Annotated in this window: 15 protein-coding genes; 5 read left to right on the top strand and 10 right to left on the bottom strand. The window is 39.5% G+C overall.

Features of this window, described 5'->3' with window-relative positions; translation table 11 throughout:
• Positions 1-50: 50 nt before the first annotated feature.
• From HJC33_RS14745 to hisS, 3 genes are all read left to right on the top strand, one after another.
• The gene (locus HJC33_RS14745; RefSeq protein ID WP_171659581.1) at positions 51-3,188 is read left to right on the top strand and encodes a TonB-dependent receptor; all 3,138 of its coding nucleotides are present in this window, start codon (positions 51-53) and stop codon (positions 3,186-3,188) included.
• Positions 3,189-3,250: 62 nt separating this feature from the next.
• The gene (locus HJC33_RS14740; RefSeq protein ID WP_171659580.1) at positions 3,251-3,721 is read left to right on the top strand and encodes a DUF6495 family protein; all 471 of its coding nucleotides are present in this window, start codon (positions 3,251-3,253) and stop codon (positions 3,719-3,721) included.
• A 138-nt stretch (positions 3,722-3,859) separates the two neighbouring features.
• Complete coding sequence (hisS, locus tag HJC33_RS14735; RefSeq protein ID WP_171659579.1) at positions 3,860-5,239, top strand: histidine--tRNA ligase; 1,380 nt, start codon at positions 3,860-3,862, stop codon at positions 5,237-5,239.
• Here hisS and HJC33_RS14730 read toward each other — a convergent pair.
• Positions 5,236-5,784, bottom strand: a complete 549-nt coding sequence (locus HJC33_RS14730) for an NUDIX hydrolase (protein WP_171659578.1) — start codon at positions 5,782-5,784, stop codon at positions 5,236-5,238. The two genes, hisS and HJC33_RS14730, sit on opposite strands and share 4 nt — an antisense overlap.
• A 102-nt stretch (positions 5,785-5,886) precedes the next feature.
• Positions 5,887-6,975, bottom strand: coding sequence for a M42 family metallopeptidase (locus tag HJC33_RS14725; RefSeq protein ID WP_171659577.1), 1,089 nt, complete (start codon positions 6,973-6,975; stop codon positions 5,887-5,889).
• A gap of 102 nt (positions 6,976-7,077) precedes the next feature.
• Here HJC33_RS14725 and HJC33_RS14720 point away from each other — a divergent pair, with 102 nt between their 5' ends.
• The gene (locus tag HJC33_RS14720) at positions 7,078-7,785 is read left to right on the top strand and encodes a DUF4294 domain-containing protein (protein ID WP_171659576.1); all 708 of its coding nucleotides are present in this window, start codon (positions 7,078-7,080) and stop codon (positions 7,783-7,785) included.
• On the opposite strand, the gene HJC33_RS14715 is transcribed toward HJC33_RS14720, so the two are convergent.
• On the bottom strand, positions 7,782-8,018 hold the full coding sequence (locus HJC33_RS14715) for a DUF6095 family protein (RefSeq protein WP_171659575.1): 237 nt from the start codon (positions 8,016-8,018) through the stop codon (positions 7,782-7,784). The two genes, HJC33_RS14720 and HJC33_RS14715, sit on opposite strands and share 4 nt — an antisense overlap.
• 56 nt (positions 8,019-8,074) lie before the next feature.
• Here HJC33_RS14715 and HJC33_RS14710 point away from each other — a divergent pair, with 56 nt between their 5' ends.
• Positions 8,075-9,394 carry a GntP family permease gene (locus HJC33_RS14710; RefSeq protein ID WP_171659574.1) on the top strand — a complete coding sequence of 440 codons (1,320 nt, stop codon included), beginning with the start codon at positions 8,075-8,077 and terminating at the stop codon, positions 9,392-9,394.
• 10 nt (positions 9,395-9,404) lie between these two features.
• On the opposite strand, the gene HJC33_RS14705 is transcribed toward HJC33_RS14710, so the two are convergent.
• The 7 genes from HJC33_RS14705 to HJC33_RS14675 all read right to left on the bottom strand — a co-directional run bounded on the left by HJC33_RS14705 (position 9,405) and on the right by HJC33_RS14675 (position 17,657).
• Entirely contained in the window at positions 9,405-10,301 is an 897-nt protein-coding gene (locus HJC33_RS14705) for a DUF4249 family protein (RefSeq protein WP_171659573.1), read from the bottom strand.
• 3 nt (positions 10,302-10,304) lie between these two features.
• Entirely contained in the window at positions 10,305-12,704 is a 2,400-nt protein-coding gene (locus tag HJC33_RS14700) for a TonB-dependent receptor (protein WP_171659572.1), read from the bottom strand.
• A 138-nt stretch (positions 12,705-12,842) separates the two neighbouring features.
• Positions 12,843-15,065, bottom strand: a complete 2,223-nt coding sequence (locus HJC33_RS14695) for an NADP-dependent isocitrate dehydrogenase (protein WP_171659571.1) — start codon at positions 15,063-15,065, stop codon at positions 12,843-12,845.
• Between the two features lie 638 nt (positions 15,066-15,703).
• Positions 15,704-16,054: a 50S ribosomal protein L19 gene (gene rplS, locus HJC33_RS14690; RefSeq protein ID WP_171659570.1), complete on the bottom strand. Its 351-nt coding sequence runs from the start codon at positions 16,052-16,054 to the stop codon at positions 15,704-15,706.
• Positions 16,055-16,174: 120 nt separating this feature from the next.
• Positions 16,175-16,501: a hypothetical protein gene (locus HJC33_RS14685; RefSeq protein ID WP_171659569.1), complete on the bottom strand. Its 327-nt coding sequence runs from the start codon at positions 16,499-16,501 to the stop codon at positions 16,175-16,177.
• Positions 16,502-16,507: 6 nt separating this feature from the next.
• Positions 16,508-17,179 (bottom strand): tRNA (guanosine(37)-N1)-methyltransferase TrmD, encoded by a 672-nt coding sequence (gene trmD, locus HJC33_RS14680; protein ID WP_171659568.1) that lies wholly within the window; start codon positions 17,177-17,179, stop codon positions 16,508-16,510.
• A 28-nt stretch (positions 17,180-17,207) separates the two neighbouring features.
• Complete coding sequence (locus tag HJC33_RS14675) at positions 17,208-17,657, bottom strand: GNAT family N-acetyltransferase (RefSeq protein ID WP_171659567.1); 450 nt, start codon at positions 17,655-17,657, stop codon at positions 17,208-17,210.
• Positions 17,658-17,666: the final 9 nt, after the last annotated feature.

Raw genomic sequence — 17,666 nt, 5'->3', positions numbered from 1 at the left:
TTTTTTTTGTCTATGTTTGTAGTTACTCAAAACTAATTAACTCACTCATTATGAAGAAATTTCTACCATTGGGGATACTGTTCTTTATGGTATTCTCATCAGCGTTTTCCCAAATCACTACATCCAACATCAGAGGTACTGTTTTGGATGATCAGCAAGTTCCGCTGTTAGGAGCTAACGTGGTGGCGGTGCATACCCCAACGGGTACCCGCTACGGTGCCATTACCAATGAAGAAGGTAGGTACAATTTATTGAACTTAAGGGTAGGAGGTCCTTACGAGATTACCATTTCCTATGTTGGATTTACAACTAGCGTAAAAAATGATATTTTTTTAACGTTGGGTAAAACTTTTAATCACAATGTTGCACTGACTTCAGATAGTCAGCAACTGGATGAAGTGATTTTGGTTGGCGATCAAACCGGAACCTTTGGAAGTGATAGAACTGGAGCTGAGACCAGTGTTGGTAGGAGGGAATTGACCCGACTTCCCACTATATCAAGATCTACCAACGATTTTACTAGATTGGAGCCTACGGCCAGTGCAGGTTCCTTTGGAGGTCGAAACGACCAGTTTAATAACTTTTCCTTGGATGGGGCCATTTTCAATAACCCTTTCGGGCTGGATGCCGCACAGCCAGGTGGGCAAACCGATGCAAATCCTATTTCCATTGACGCCATTGATCAAATTCAGGTGACTACGGCACCTTATGATGTTACACAATCTGGTTTTACAGGAGCTTCAGTCAATGCGGTTACCAAAAGTGGAACCAATGAATTTTATGGAACTGTTTACGGTTTCTTCAGAAATGAAGACCTTACTGGAGGCAAAGTAAAAGGGGATGATGTATTTAAGGCGGATTTGAGTCAGACCCAATACGGAATCAGTATTGGTGGTCCGATTATAAAGAATAAACTTTTCTTCTTCGCCAACTTTGAAAAAGATGATAGGACCGATTTAGGTTCTAATGGCTTTGTGCCCAATAGGGGTACTGGCGCAGCCAATGAATCAAGAGTTCTTGCATCCGATTTTGAACTGGTTTCCAATATTTTGAGCCAAGTATCCATAGGAAATGGACAGTTTTACAACCCAGGGAGGTACGAAGGGTTTAATTTTGACCAAGAGTCCACCAAAGGTATCTTCAAATTGGATTGGAACATTAATGACAATAACAGATTGGCCATTATCTACAATTTCTTGGATGCATCCAAAGAAAAGCCGGCCCACCCAACAGCATTGGGTTTTAGGGGGCCAAACCTATCAACTTTACAGTTTGAAAATGCGGGATACCAAATCAATAACAAAATTCAATCGGTACAGTTGGAATTGAACTCTACGCTTTCCGATCAAGCTATCAATAAGTTACAATTGGGCTATACCCATTTTGATGATTTCAGAAATCCGAAATCAACTCCAGCACCAACCATTACATTGCTAGATGAAAATGGTAGTTCTAACTACATTATAGCAGGACATGAGCCGTTTTCCATCAACAACCGATTGGATCAGAAAGTGTTCCAGTTGACGAACAATTTAAACTTCTTTAAAGGGGATCATACCTTCACCGTAGGTTTCTCTTTTGAAAAATTCCAATTTGATAATTCTTTCAACCTCGGGGTATATGGTGCTCAGGGAGTATTTTTCCCAACAGGATCCATTGCTGACTTTAGAAATTTAGATGCTGCTGGGGAGGCTGCCCTAGTTGGTTTTTATCAAGATGCCTTTAATGCCGCAATTGCTGCGGATAATGCATTGAACGCAGCTGGAGAAGGAAATGCAGGAGGTTGGGCATTAGCAGAAACGAATGTTGGACAAATGGCTTTTTATTTGCAAGATGAATGGAACGCAACCGAAAACTTTAAATTGACCTACGGTATTCGTTTTGATAAGCCTTTATATTTTGATTCTGCCGAAAAAGCGCAAGATGTAATAGATGTTGCTCCAGCTTATGTGCCCGATATTCCTTACAACAACCCGAATACAGGCGAGACTGTATTCTTTGATTCCACTGAATTGCCGACCAATGATTGGTTGATTTCCCCAAGATTGGGCTTTAATTGGGATGTACATAATGATGCCACTTTGCAGATACGTGGTGGAACAGGTATATTCACAGGCCGTTTCCCATTTGTATGGTTAGGAAACCAGATTGCCAACCCAAATGTATTCTTTTATCAAGTGGTTGACCCAGATTTCAAATGGCCACAAGTTTGGAGAACCAGTTTGGGAGCCGATTATCAAATGGAAAATGGTGTGATTTTAACGGCTGATTTTTCATATTCCAAAGATGTAAATGGTCCGCACGTACAGAACTGGGGATTATTGCCCCCATCGGAAACCCTACAAGGTGTGGATAATAGACCTATTTATGGAGCAGATGATCTGATCAATAATGCGTATGTTTTCTCCAATTCTGACAAAGGGCGTATTTGGAATGCGGTATTCAAAGGACAAAAAACATGGGATAATGGGCTGTTTGCAAGTTTGGCCTATAGTTATTTGAATTCTAAAGATGTTAACTCCATCGAAGCGGAAATTACAGGTGACGCCTTTGTGGCGAACGCTATTTCTGGTAACGCAAATGATGATGTGCTGTCTTACTCTAGATACGGGGACACCCACAGATTTGTTGGGGTCATTTCCAAAGTATTTAAAACAGGAACTACCGTTTCCACTTTCTTTGAATATGCACAAGGAGGAAGATTTAACTATATCTATGGTGGAGACATTAATGGAGACGGCTCCAGTATTAATGATCTGCTTTATATTCCAACTGCATCAGAAGTAAGCCAGATGAACTTTAGTGGAGATGGACAGGCAGCTGCTTTTGAGGCCTTTATTCAACAAGATGATTATTTAAGTGAAAATAGAGGTTCATACGCTGAGCGTTATGGCGCATTGGCCCCTTGGAGAGGAAGATGGGACCTTAAAATTCTTCAAGACATTAAATTTGCTAACAAAAATACCATTCAGTTGAGTTTGGATGTACTGAATGTTGGTAACCTGATCAGTTCTGATTGGGGTGTAATTCAGATTCCAACCAACCAGCAAGTGTTGGGTGTAACCGTGGACGAAAACAATGTTCCAACTTATACCTTTGATGAAAGTTTGGCAGAAACTTTTAGTTCGGATACCAGTCTATTGTCTAGATGGCAAGCTCAGTTCGGTGTACGGTATATTTTCAACTAAAGACCATCCAATTAATAGAGAAAAGGTCGTGCGAAAGCATGGCCTTTTTTTATTTTTGCAGGATGAAATACAGACGATTGACACAACAGCAGCTGGAGGAATTACATCCGGAGTTCATCAATTTTTTGGCAACTCAATCCATAACGGCAGAAGAATGGAAAACCATCAAAGAAGAAAAACCAGAAGTGGCCGAAGAAGAATTGGATGTATTCAGTGATTTGATTTGGGAAGGCGTGTTGTCCAAAGTGGAATATTTGGAGAATATCTCAGAACTGCATATGCACCTGTTTCATTTGACGGACAAAGAAATGAAGTTGTTTTCTGTGAAAGTGATGAACCCAGAGATAGATTTGCGCACTCAAGAAGGCTTTGGTTGGTTCAAAAGAAATTTTCAGTCAGATTTTGTGGAATACTTGACCGCCTCCAAAGCTTACGGTGAAGATAAAAACTTGGATAAGTTCAAGTTGATAGAGCAAGGTGCTACTATTACCAAAGGTGAACTTTATCAATGGTTTGAGCAGATTATGGAGTAGTATCAGAGGTAAGATTTGCGATGACAGATATTGGATATCAGCGTAGATGAAACATTGTTGACCTTCCATTGTCAATTGCTCATTGTTGATTGTCCATTGCAAAACAACCCCCTATATTTGCAGCAGAATTTTTAGTACATGGCACAGAAACCAAGCATACCCAAAGGAACAAGGGATTTTTCACCTTCAGAGGTGGCCAAGCGTAGCTATATCATTCAAACGATAAAAAAGAACTTTGAAATCTATGGTTTTCAGCCGATAGAGACCCCATCTTTTGAAAATTCAGACACCCTCATGGGTAAATATGGCGATGAAGGCGATCGTCTGATTTTTAAGATTTTAAACTCAGGGGACTTTATCTCTAAAGTGGATGATGTTACCTACAGCTCCAAAAAATCCAGCTCATTGCTGCCCAAAATTTCTGAAAAAGCCTTGCGCTATGATTTAACCGTGCCCTTTGCACGTTATGTGGTCATGCACCAAAATGAGATTGATTTCCCTTTTAAACGTTACCAAGTACAGCCCGTGTGGAGGGCAGATAGACCCCAAAAAGGACGTTTTCGCGAGTTTTACCAATGCGATGCAGACGTTGTTGGTGCCAACTCCTTATTACAAGAAGTGGAGTTTGTGCAATTGTACGATGCTGTCTTTTCGGATTTAGGGTTGAAGGGAACCGCTATTAAAATCAATAATAGGAAAATACTCTCCGGTATTGCAGAAGTTATCGGAGCCAAACACCTTTTGATAGACTTTACGGTCGCTCTGGATAAGTTGGATAAAATTGGTGAGGAGAAGGTGAAAGAGGAGCTATTGGAAAGAGGTATTTCTGAAAATGCCATTGCCAAGGCACGACCTTTGTTTGAAATGTCCGGTTCCGTTTCTGAGCAACTGAGCCAACTAAAAAATTTGTTGGAAGACTCTGAAGTGGGAATGCAAGGTGTTGGGGAGCTGGAAGAAATCATCAATACTGTGGATGCCATGGGTTTGCAATCAGCCAGTCTACAGTTGGATGTGACTTTGGCCAGAGGACTCAATTACTACACAGGAGCTATTTTTGAAGTAGCCGCACCAGAAGGTGTAAAAATGGGATCTATTGGCGGTGGCGGACGCTACGATGACCTTACAGGTATTTTTGGTCTGAAAGATGTTAGTGGTGTGGGGATTTCCTTTGGATTGGACCGAATTTATTTGGTTTTGGATGAGTTGAAGCTTTTTCCAGAGACTTTGGATGTTTCTTTGGATGTATTATGTCTCAACTTTGGAAAACAAGAAGCAATGGCAGCATTACGATTAGTTTCAAGTTTGAGAAAACAAGGACTTCGTGCAGATTTATACCCAACTGACGCTAAATTCCAAAAACAGCTAAAATATGCCGATAGACGGGATGTGCCCTATGTTATTTTATTAGGGGAAAAAGAGCTTGCTGAAGGCAACTTTGTGGTCAAGAACATGAAAACGGGTGACCAGAGTTCTTATGCCTTGGAAAATGTTGACCAATTTGTCCAAGAAATCCACTAAAGCCTTTTTTTGATTTCCTTTATGATTGTTTTGTAATAATCAGAACCGTGGGATACATATTTTGCCGTATGGGCCAATCCCCAAGTTTCTTCAGCAAATTGGTGCAGGGAAATCAAGTCCAAGGCTTCAACTTCACTTTCTTGTTTTTTCAAAGTTTGCAAAGGTGATTTGAGTTCACACAAAAATATATGATGGAATTCTGCATCAGTAAAATCTTTGGAAATAGTATGGATTTCTTTGAAGGTTCCAATAGATTTTAAATCACTTTCAATAATATCCAATCCAATTTCTTCTTGTACTTCCCGGATTGCTGCAATCATGATTTTCTCTCCTGAAGAAACATGGCCGGCAACGGACACATCCCAAAGTAGGGGGTGGGTTTCCTTGTCTTTTCCTCTTTGTTGAATCAAGATTTGACCATTAGCTGTATACAACCAAACATGGACTGTAGCATGAAAAAGACCCTTCTGGTGCGCTTCAGATTTTAAACAGGATTGTCCAGTAGGTTTTCCGTTTTCGTCAAGAATATCTACCAGTTCGTCCATTGTTTTTTAATTATCAAATGTCATTTCGAACGGATGTGAGAAATCTCAAAACAGTAATCAATATGGCTTAGATTCCTCCTGACATTCGAAATGACACTGGTTTTAATCAAAATAGCTGAAAGTCTCCCCTTCCTTAATGGTCAATAAAGTTTCGTAAATCAGGCGAATTACGTTTTCTACATCATCTCTGTGCACTGTTTCCACTGTCGTGTGCATGTAACGCAATGGTAAAGAAATCAAAGCAGAAGCTACGCCACCATTGCTATAAGCAAAGGCATCGGTATCCGTCCCTGTATATCTGGACGAAGCTTGACGCTGGAATGGTATTTCTTTGGCCTCCGCAGTTTCAATGATACGTTCACGCAACTTTTGTTGCACCGCAGGAGCATAGGAAATCACCGGTCCTTTTCCCATGGAGCAATCTCCCTGGGTCTTTTTTTCAATCATTGGAGTGGTGGTGTCATGGGTCACATCAGTAACTATGGCAACATTGGGTTTGATGGTTTCCGTAATCATCTCCGCACCTCGAAGTCCAATTTCTTCCTGCACAGAATTAGTGATATAAAGTCCAAATGGCAATTTTTCACCGTTTTCATGAAGCAATCGGGCCACTTCGGCAATCATGAAACCACCGGCACGGTTATCCAAAGCGCGACATACGAATTTGTCTTTGTTCAATATTTGGAACTCATCTGGATAAGTGATGACGCACCCCACATGAACACCCATTTTTTCAACTTCAGCCTTATCTTTTGCACCTATATCTATAAAGATGTTGTCCAATTTTGGCGGTTCTTCCTTGGCTCTGTTTCTAGTATGGATGGCCGGCCACCCAAAAATACCTTTTACAATTCCTTTTTTGGTATGGATGTTCACCCATTTAGATGGAGCAATCTGATGGTCACTACCTCCATTTCTTATGACGTACAACAATCCATTTTCGGTAATGTAGTTCACATACCATGAAATTTCATCAGAATGCCCCTCGATAACAACCTTGTATTTGGCCTCGGGGTTAATAACGGCTACAGCTGTGCCGTAGGTATCTGTGATAAAATCATCAACATAGGGTTTCAGATAGTCCATCCAGATTTTTTGTCCTTCCCATTCATAACCTGTTGGAGAAGCATTGTTCAAGTATTTTTCAAAAAATTTAAGCGACTTTGCGTTGATGATTTTTGATGCTGCCATAAGATAAAATTAGTCCACAAACATAACAATATTCACTTTTATTTAATAGCCAAATCTTACCTTTATCCTTAATTTTGGCAGGACTTTTGAGAATTTAACCGCATGTTTCGCTATTGTATAGCCATATTTTTTTTATTGCTTCAAGTCTTTGGGTTTTCCCAAGAGATTCAACAAGATTCGCTCATACATGAGAAAGATTCCGTAGCGGATTACTGGGTTCGGTTTGAGGGTGATTCCATTCTCTACAGCTCTATTGAATTAGATGAAGTCTATCTTTTTGATAAACTCGCATTTGCCAACAAAAAAGAAAAGCTCAGGTATTACATTTTACGAAGAAAGACTTTAAAAGTATACCCATATGCTAAAATGGCTGCAGAGCGCTTGGTGGAATTGAATGATAGTTTGGAGCACATCAAGAAAAAAAGGCATCGAAAAAAATACACCAAAAAAGTCCAAAAATTCATTGAGGATGAATTCTCTGCAGAGTTGAAGAAGTTAACGCGGACCGAAGGTCAGATTTTGGTGAAACTGATTTATCGTCAAACTGGTAAAACCGCTTTTGATTTGGTCAAAGAGCTTCGGAGTGGCTGGAGGGCTTTTTGGTACAATACCACGGCAAAGGCATTCAAAATTAATATCAAAGAAGAATTCCATCCAGAATCAATACATGAGGATTATTTGATAGAGGACATTCTACAACGTGCCTTTGCTTCCAATAGATTGGAGCGACAAAAGTCCGTTTTGGATTACGATTATGCCCAACTCAGCAATAAATGGAAAGAAGGCTATCCAGAAACCAACAAAAATTAGTCTTTTGATTTCTTTCCGAATATGGCATCCATCATAATATTTACAGAACGGAAGCCTAAAAAGATTGCCAATCCGGCAAACAAAAATCCAAGAATCAATACGGGAATAAATAAGGGATTGTCTTTATTTTTAAATGCTTCGTAAATCAAGAATGGTCCTGTAAACATTGCTAAAACCGTAAATCCAAAAGATTTTAGGCTTTTCACCAAAAGTTCTTTGTCCGTTCGTCTCATACGACCAAAGTAGGAATATTAGCTTATATTTAATGCCAATCAACTAAAAATTAGGTATGGAAATACTTGTCTTAACCATAGTCATTCTGTTTATTATCGTTGCAACGGTAAAATTCAAAATGCACCCTATTTTTTCATTGAGTATTGCATCGGTGGTATCTGGTTTTTTATTGGGACTTACGCCTGAAGAAATTATGACGGCAATAGGTGAGGGCTTTGGGAAAACACTTTCAGGAATAGGACTGGTCATTGCTTTTGGAACAGTAATAGGTATTTATTTGGAGAAAACAGGTAGCACGCAAGTATTGGCCAATAGCATATTAAAGTTGATAGGGCTCAAACGTTCTCCATTGGCCATTAACTTAGCGGGCTATGTAATTTCCATTCCTGTTTTTTGTGATTCGGGATTCATTATACTTTCTTCATTGAATAAAGCTATAAGCAAACGCACAGGAATTCCGACTCTTGTCTTTGCTATTTCTTTGGCCACTGGATTGTATGCCGCCCATGTGTTTGTACCCCCTACTCCTGGACCTTTAGCTGCAGCAGCTATTTTGGATGCTGATTTAGGGCTTGTGTTACTTTTGGGACTGGCAGTTTCCATTCCGGTTTCTTTAACTGGGTATTTTTGGGCCAGATTTATTGGGAAATCATTGGAAGAGGAAGAACATATTCAAAAACCGGTTGAGGCAGAAGCAATCGAATCTTCAATAAAACCCATTCAGGCATTTTTGCCGCTGTTGGCTCCGATAATTCTCATTGCTTTAAAATCCATAGCAAATTACCCTACGTATCCTTTGGGCAAAACATGGGTGTTTTATGTGCTGGATTTTTTGGGCAATCCTATTATTGCTTTATTGATAGGTGTTTTGTTCGCGTTTATGTTAGGAAATAATACACCTGCCAAAGAACGACAAGATTGGGTAGCAACAGCGTTTAAACAAGCAGGTGCCATTGTATTGATTACAGGAGCGGGAGGAGCATTTGGAGCTATCTTACGGACTATTGATATTGCTTCTTTAATTAGCTTGGAATCCAATTCTGGAGTTGGCGGACTTTTGATCGCTTTTGTAATTGCAGCGGTATTAAAGACAGCACAGGGGTCTTCCACTGTTGCTATTATTACCACATCAGCAATAATTGCTCCTTTGTTGGAAACCTTTGGTTTATTGTCTATAACGGATAAAGCTTTAGCAGTTCTTGCAATAGGTGCTGGTGCCATGACGGTATCCCATATCAACGATAGTTATTTTTGGGTGGTTTCACAATTTTCCAACATCAATGTAAAAACTGCTTTAAGAGGACATACTTTAGGGACTTTGCTTCAAGGGGTTACTGGAGTAACAATAATATTATTATTGTATTGGATACTTTAAGGGAAATTGTCTATTCTATGGTAATGGACCGTTTGAATTCCTGTACAACGGCAAAGTAACCTAGGGCAAAATCTTCTGGTCGCTCAACATTATCAAAAATATTGATATTGTCCAACCCAGTAACATCAAAGACGTTTCCTCGAACAGTGGCAACCGGGGTGTCAAAAATACCTCCATCGTTTTCAGTTTGCTCCACTAAAAGATCCATGTAATTGAAAAATTCTTGATCTGCACCCAGAATACTTACCGTGGCTTCTTCACCAGGCTCCAAAGTTGCATCATAGAAATAGGAAAACTGAAATTGTTGACCATCAATGAATTCATCACGTAGTGCTAAAAATTCACCAAAATCAAAATCAAAAATATAATAATCATGCAGGCCAGGAGGATCGGTGAAGGTAACAATTACCTCGGTATCGTCTTCATCGAATAGTGTTTCGGTTCCTTGTGTCAAATTATCAATAGGAACTGTAGGAGCATATTCGGTTCTTGCATAATAATTCCTGTCATTATGTGTTACCTGTAAAATGAAGACCACACCAGGTTCAGCAGCGGCTGTGCGAATACGCTGATCTGAAGAAAAATTTGGATCTGGAACGTAAACCCCAGAGCCTGGTTCCCTTTCTGCCAATGAGGAAAATCCCAAACTGTCAAGTTCTCCAAATTCGTTTGGGGTTCCATAGGCGATCACGGCACTTTCTACTTGGGTAGGCTGGTTATCTTCAAAGAAATTACTGGTTTCCTTCATGGTGATCTCCACATCGATGAACTCTTGACTTTCATCCACACGGAGAATCCCATCTACAACAAGTTTGGTCTCGGTTTCTGGCAACTCTACATCGATGACATCTTCACAGGATGAAAGGACCAAAAAACCTAAAATTGAAAGAATGATTGTCTTTTTCATGGCCTAGAATTTAAAATTATAGGTAATCGCTGGGATAATACCAAAAATTGAGGTTCGAATTGCTTCATTTCTACCCGTATCCTCATTTTCCCTAAAATTGATAGAGGCGGCGTTTCTTCTGCTGTATAGGTTATAGATGCTGAATACCCATTCTGACTGCCAGTTTCTACCTTTATTTTTTCTGGGGGTGAGTGTGGCAGAAACATCCAACCGGTGATAATCGGGGAGTCGTACCTTATTTCTTAATCCATAAAAAGGAACGGTAATGCCTTGGAATTCAAATTGACCGACTGGGTAATTGGTGGGTTGGCCAGTTTGATAAATAAAGTTGGCATTGATGTTCCACTTATCATTAAGGTCATAGCTTCCAAAAATGGATAGGTCATGGGTTTTGTCATACGGAGTACTGTACCATTCTCCCAAGTTGATTCCGGTTTCCAAATCTGAGCGACCTGTGTCCAACTCTAAATCTCGGCCCGGGGTTCTTTGTTCCGACCTTGATAGTGTGTATGCCAACCAACCTGTTAATCGACCTTCATTTTTCCTTAGTAGGAATTCAAGACCATAGGCCCGGGCTTCGCCATTTAAAATAACCTGTTCAATGGCATTGTTTGCTATTAAATTGGCGCCGTCTATATAATCGATACGGTTTTCTATGTCCTTGTAAAAAGCTTCTGTTTCAAAAGTATAGTCTCCTCCTTTAATATTTCTGAAATAACCAATGGCATATTGGTTTAGCAATTGTGGTTCCACAAATGGTCCACTTGGCGTCCAGACATCTAGGGGAGTAGGGGAGCTTGTATTGGACAATAGATGTAAATATTGTGCCAATCGGGTATAACTGGCCTTAATGGAACTTTTTCCATTGAAATTGTAGGAGGCCGCTACTCTGGGTTCAAAATTGAAAAATTTCTTTAATGTACCGCCTCTTCCTGGATTAATGGTATCTATTGGTTCAGCTTCTCTATACGATAATGTAAATGGGTCAAAAATGACTGGGTTGTCATCTTCATAAACAAAAAACTCATCTTGCCCCAAACGGTTAAATTGACTTACCCTAAGTCCGTATTCCATGCTTAGGTTTTCCGAAATTTTATGTTCAATATCTACGTACAATGCATTTTCATTGGCGTATTTCTTAGTCAATTGGTCTTCAACTATACCAGAATCTGGACTGTTTGGCCGAATTTTACCAGGATTGAACACATAGTAAATATTGTTGAGGCCATAGTTGAGCTGCAACTTGTCATTAACGTAGTGTTTTAGATCATACTTTAAATTGAAGTTTTGGATGCCGGAATCCCAATCGAAACCAACAAAATCTAACTCCAAACCGTAGAAATAATCAGAATAGATGACCGAAAGATTAGAAAACAGCTTATCTGAGAATAAGTGGTTCCACCTGAAATTTCCAACGGCGTTGCCATACGTATTTATAAAGCTATCAGAAATACTAAATAGATCTCGTCCAAAATACCCAGATAGGAATATATTATTTCGGTCATTGATTTTATGATTGATTTTGGTATTCAAATCATAGAAATATGCCTTGTTGTCCACATCAAACAAGGGCAGGAACAAGTGCGCATATGAAGCTCTTCCACCGACCAAAAATGCTGTTCTATCTTTGATGATGGGACCTTCCAACAATAATCTACTGGCTACAGCACCAATACCGCCACTTACTTTAAAGTCTTTGCTATTGCCTTCTTTTTGGAAAATTTCCAGAACGGAGGAAACTCTTCCTCCATATCTGGCAGGTATTCCACCTTTGAACAACTTGACATCTTTAATGGCATCTGGATTAAAAACGGAAAAGAAACCAAATAAATGGGAAGAATTAAACACGGTGGCTTCATCCAAAAGGATAAGATTTTGATCTACGGCACCACCGCGCACATTGAATCCGGAGGAAGCTTCGCCCGCATTGGTAACACCGGGCAATAGAAGAAGGGATTTTATAACATCAGCTTCACCAAGTACCACAGGAATTTGCTTTATGGTTTGTGCAGCTAAGGTATTGACACTCATTTGTGGTTTTCTAATGTCTAACCGCTCGGCATCATCGGTAACTACAACTTCATCTAATTCTTCTGCCCTTACAGATAGGCTGAAATCTTTTTTGATATCCTTATCAAGTATGATGGTTTCTCGAATGTCCTGGAATCCCAAATAACTGACAACAACTTCATATTCTCCTTGGGGTAGGGTAATGGAATAAAATCCATATTCATTGGTAGTAACGCCTGATTTCAGTGTTGGAAATGCAATGGTAACACCAATTAAAGTCTCATTGCTGGCCGCCTCTGAAATTGTACCGCTGAGCGTAAATTTTTGTTGGGCTTGAAGGGAAATGCCAAGGACAATCAAGACAAATGAAAGCAAAAAATGTCTTTGTGGCATTTTTAGAATTTTCCTAAAAATACATATAATCCTTCATGAAGGAAAATGAAAAAGAATTTTTAAGACATCATCACTTAAAGTGACAAAATAACTTGGTCTAATATTTTCCGGTGTGTTGAATCCTTACTTTTCTTAAACCTATTTGATAGCGTCAAGAAGGGCATTGAAAGTAGCACTTGGGCGCATGGCGTTTGAGGCCATTTCCATATTGGGAAGGTAATATCCTCCGATATCTATGGATGATCCTTGTGCATCAATCAATTCCTGTGCTATTTTTTCTTCGTTGGATGAAAGTTCTTCAAATACCTTACTGAATATGGATTGTAACTCAGGCTCATCGTTCTGGTTTGCCAGTTGTTCCGCCCAATACAAGGCTAAATAAAAGTGACTTCCCCGAGTGTCCAGTTCGTTCACTTTTCTTGAAGGGGATTTGTCATTGTCCAAAAGCTTCTCTGTAGCTGCATCCAACGCATCGGCAAGGATTGCCGCCTTTTTGTTGTTGCTTTTTTCACCTAAAAATTCCAGAGAGACACCTAAGGCCAAGAACTCGCCCAATGAATCCCATCTGAGATGTCCTTCCTCCAAAAATTGTTCAACATGTTTTGGTGCAGAACCACCTGCCCCAGTTTCAAAGAGTCCCCCCCCGTTCATTAACGGCACAATGGAGAGCATTTTGGCACTGGTACCCACCTCTAAAATTGGGAATAGGTCAGTGAGGTAATCACGCAATACATTTCCAGAAACAGAAATGGTATCCTTACCATCTTTGATGCGTTCCAAAGTAAATATGGTGGCTTCAATAGGGGATAGGATGCGCAAATCAAGACCATCTGTATCGTGATGAGTCAAATACTCATTGACCTTTTGAATAAGTTCCGCATCGTGGGCACGATTTTCATCCAACCAAAACACAGCAGGAGTATGGGTTGCCCTAGCTCTGGAAACGGCCAATTTCACCCAATCTTGAACAGGGGCGTCCTTAACCTGGCACATTCTCCAGATATCTCCTCCTTCAACAGGATGTTCCAACAAAGTTTCTCCAGATGAACTGCTCACTACTTTTACAACACCGGCTTCAGGGATTTCAAAAGTCTTGTCATGAGAGCCATATTCTTCAGCCTTTTGGGCCATTAGGCCAACATTTGGAACTGTTCCCATGGTTGTTGGATCAAAAGCACCGTGTTCTTTGCAGAAATCAATAGTTGCTTGATAAATTCCTGAATAACTACTGTCTGGGATAATGGCTTTGGTATCCTGTAGCTCACCATTTTTATCCCACATTTTACCAGAGTTTCTGATCATAGCGGGCATGGAGGCATCAATGATCACATCACTGGGCACATGCAGGTTGGTTATTCCTTTATCTGAATTCACCATTGCCAAATCAGGGCCATTCTCAATGGTCTGCGCAATTAATGTTTCAATTTCTTCCCGTTCATGATCTGAAAGCTGTTGTAACTTGTCCAAAAGACTTTCTAAACCATTGTTTGGGTTAATGCCAACTTGATTTAAAGTATCTCCATATTTTTTGAACAGCTCTGAAAAGTAAACTGTAAGTGCATGACCAAAAATAATGGGGTCGGAGACTTTCATCATTGTTGCTTTGAAATGAAGGGAAAGTAACAATCCTTTGGCTTTGGCATCCGCAATTTCCTGAGTTAAAAAATCTACCAATGCTTTTTTGCTCATTACGGTAGCATCAATGATTTCTCCATCCTGAAGAGCAATCTTGTCTTTTAGAACAGTTACGTCTCCATTTACGTTTGTTAGTTCAATGCTTACGGTGTCGGCATTTTTTAATGTCAATGACTTCTCATTGCTTCTAAAGTCACCATTGGACATAGTGGCCACATGGGTTTGTGAACTTGAAGACCAAGCACCCATGGTGTGTGGATTTTTCTTAGCGTAATTTTTTACAGCTTTTGGAGCTCTTCGGTCTGAATTACCTTCACGAAGCACTGGGTTTACAGCACTTCCTTTAATTTTGTCGTATTTGGCCTTTATAGCTTTTTCCTCTTCGGTCTTAGGTTCATCAGGATAATTGGGAAGGTTATATCCTTTCTTTTGTAGTTCTTCAATGGCTTCTTTTAGTTGAGGAATAGAGGCACTGATGTTTGGTAGCTTAATGATATTGGCTTCCGGAGTTTTGGCTAAATCACCCAAAAGGGCAAGGTCATCCGAAATTTTTTGTTCCTCATTCAAGAATTCAGGGAAAACGGCAGCTATTCGACCAGCAAGGGAAATATCTTTGGTATGTATTGCGATATCTGCGGTTTTGGTAAAGGCTTTAACAATGGGTAAGAAGGATAGTGTAGCTAAGGCTGGTGCCTCATCAGTTTTGGTATAAAAAATTTTAGCCATTTAGATAATTTTATTTGAGCGGTGCAAATATACGATTTATGGCCGGTGGAATATGAATGAATCTCTTAAAAGTAAAGGGGATAAACAGAAGAAAATAAAAAACAAAAGCCATATCTATGTGCGAACATTGATATGGCTTTCTGAAAAGGGCTAAAGGACTTGCCTCATGTTGCCACGAAACTGTAACCGAGGTTACTTTCCGTTGCCCCTTTGACGTTTACTCTACACGTTGCCTTTAATTATTCAACTAAACTGCTTTTTGTAAAGCATCCTAAACGTTTCCTAAATTTTATCAAAATGGGAAATTGCTCTCCCATCCGCACATAAAACTTATTATTTCTCTTTGAGGTCTGCCGAAACTCGCCTCAATTTGAAATTCCTTTTGTGATTAGTAGTGTTACCAATTTAAAGGGAAACATCAGTTTTTAAAGAACGTCAACTTTAAAAAGAAATAAGAATTTGATAACATCATCTTCATTATTTCTTCCGCTAAATTAGCATAAACGACCAGATATCCAAATTTTATAACCAATTAAAAATCAACAGGATATGAACTAAGGTTATTAACAATTGTTCATAAAAAAAGCACCTAAAAGGTGCTTTAATTTAATGTTATGTGGTTAAAAGGGAGCGAGTGATTACCCTCTAATCTCCTTTATACGGGCCTTTTTACCGGTAAGACCTCTAAAGTAGAATATTCTTGCTCTACGCACTTTTCCTTTCTTATTTACTTCAATTTTTTGAAGTGCAGGCATGTTGATTGGGAAAATTCTTTCTACCCCAACAGTACCAGACATTTTACGAATGGTAAAAGTTTCTGTGGCACCACTACCTCTTCGTTGTATCACAACTCCTTTAAAGAACTGTGTACGTGTTTTTTCTCCTTCTTTAATTTCATAGTATACCGTGATGGTATCTCCAGATGAAAATTTTGGAAAATCTTTCTTTGGAACAAATTCGTCTTCAACAAATTTTACTAAGGACTCCATTGCTTATTTTTTAGCGTTTACCAAAACCAACTTACACGTATTTCGTCAGAGGTTAATTTTGAGATTGCAAAAATAATGCAATATTTAGAAATAGCAAGGTGTTTTTTGGTTTTTGAGAATTTATATGTCCTTGGGAGCCTTTTTTACTTTATGAAATACAAATAAAAGCAATCCAATGGCAAAAAGAATATGAGGTATAGGGCTTAGTACTGCGGTCATTTTGCTTGCATATAAAACAGATTCTGGACCAAGTTGTGCTGAAAGTCCTGTCCAAGCAAAACCCCCTATTGAAAAAAACAATCCCAATATTTGGGCGATTAACATCAGAATTGTGGCGCCACTTTTTTGTTTAATTACCAAAACGATGCAAGCAATCAGCACGATTAATTGTGCAATTCCATTTAGCACACCGCCAGCCGCATAAAAAATGGTATGTGTGTTATCCATGATTGGTTATAATAAATCGGGCCTTCTTTTTTTGGTTCGTTCCAAGGCTTGCTCCTCTCGCCATTTTTCTATTTTTGGGAAATCTCCGCTCAACAAAATTTTGGGCACTTCCCTTCCTTTGTATTCCGAGGGTCTGGTATACACCGGGGGAGCCAATAAATTATCCTGAAAAGTATCGGTAAGGGCAGAGGTCTCATCATTTAAAACCCCGGGCAATAATCGTATCACAGCATCGCAAAAAACTGCTGCTGCCAATTCGCCACCTGAAAGCACATAATCGCCGATTGAAATTTCACGTGTCACAAACATATCCCTCACCCTTTGGTCTACACCTTTGTAATGTCCGCAGAGTACAATCAGATTCTTTTTTAATGAAACTTCATTGGCAATGCCTTGGTTGAGTGTTGTGCCATCTGGGGTCATATAAATGACCTCGTCGTATTCCCTTTCGTTTTTGAGTTGTGTAATGCACTTGTCTATGGGTTCTACCATGAGTACCATTCCTGCACCTCCGCCAAATTGATAATCATCAACCTGACGATAATTGCCAGTGGTGTAATCCCTTAGATTATGTAGATGTACTTCAACTAAACCTTTGTCAATTGCCCTTTTTAGAATGGATGCTTCAAAAGGACTTTTTAAAAGTTCTGGTAGTACGGTAATGATGTCTATCCGCATTGGCTTGGTCAATTTTCCCACAAACAGTTTACTTGATATTTGTGTTTTTCCAAAAGTAATGAAAATAGGCCTCGTCCTTTATCCATCCCAATCGCTCATACAGTTTTTGGGCGGGGTTATCCGCAGCGGTTTCTAACGCTAGACCTTTGTAACTTAATGTTTCGCAATACGTTTTGGCGTGATTGAGCAATGCTTCACCAACTCCTTTTTTTCTATGATTGGGGGATACATATAAATCATTCAAAATATAATAGGGTTGTAAGGACACCGAAGAGAATGTTTTATATAGCTGTGTAAAACCAACTGCTTCATTATTTTCCACCGCCAGAAATAGAACTGTTTCGTTGTTCAGGAAACGATCCCTTAGGAATTGATTTGCAGCATTGATATCTGAATTTTGCGAATAGAAAACCCGATATGCATCGAAAAGAGGTGCAATAAGCTCCAAATCTTCAATAGTGGCCTTTGTGATCTCCATATTGTGCAG

This window comes from Flagellimonas amphidinii (assembly GCF_013090115.1).
GTDB classification, from domain to species: domain Bacteria; phylum Bacteroidota; class Bacteroidia; order Flavobacteriales; family Flavobacteriaceae; genus Flagellimonas; species Flagellimonas amphidinii.
This window is presented reverse-complemented; position numbering and strand designations above follow the sequence as displayed.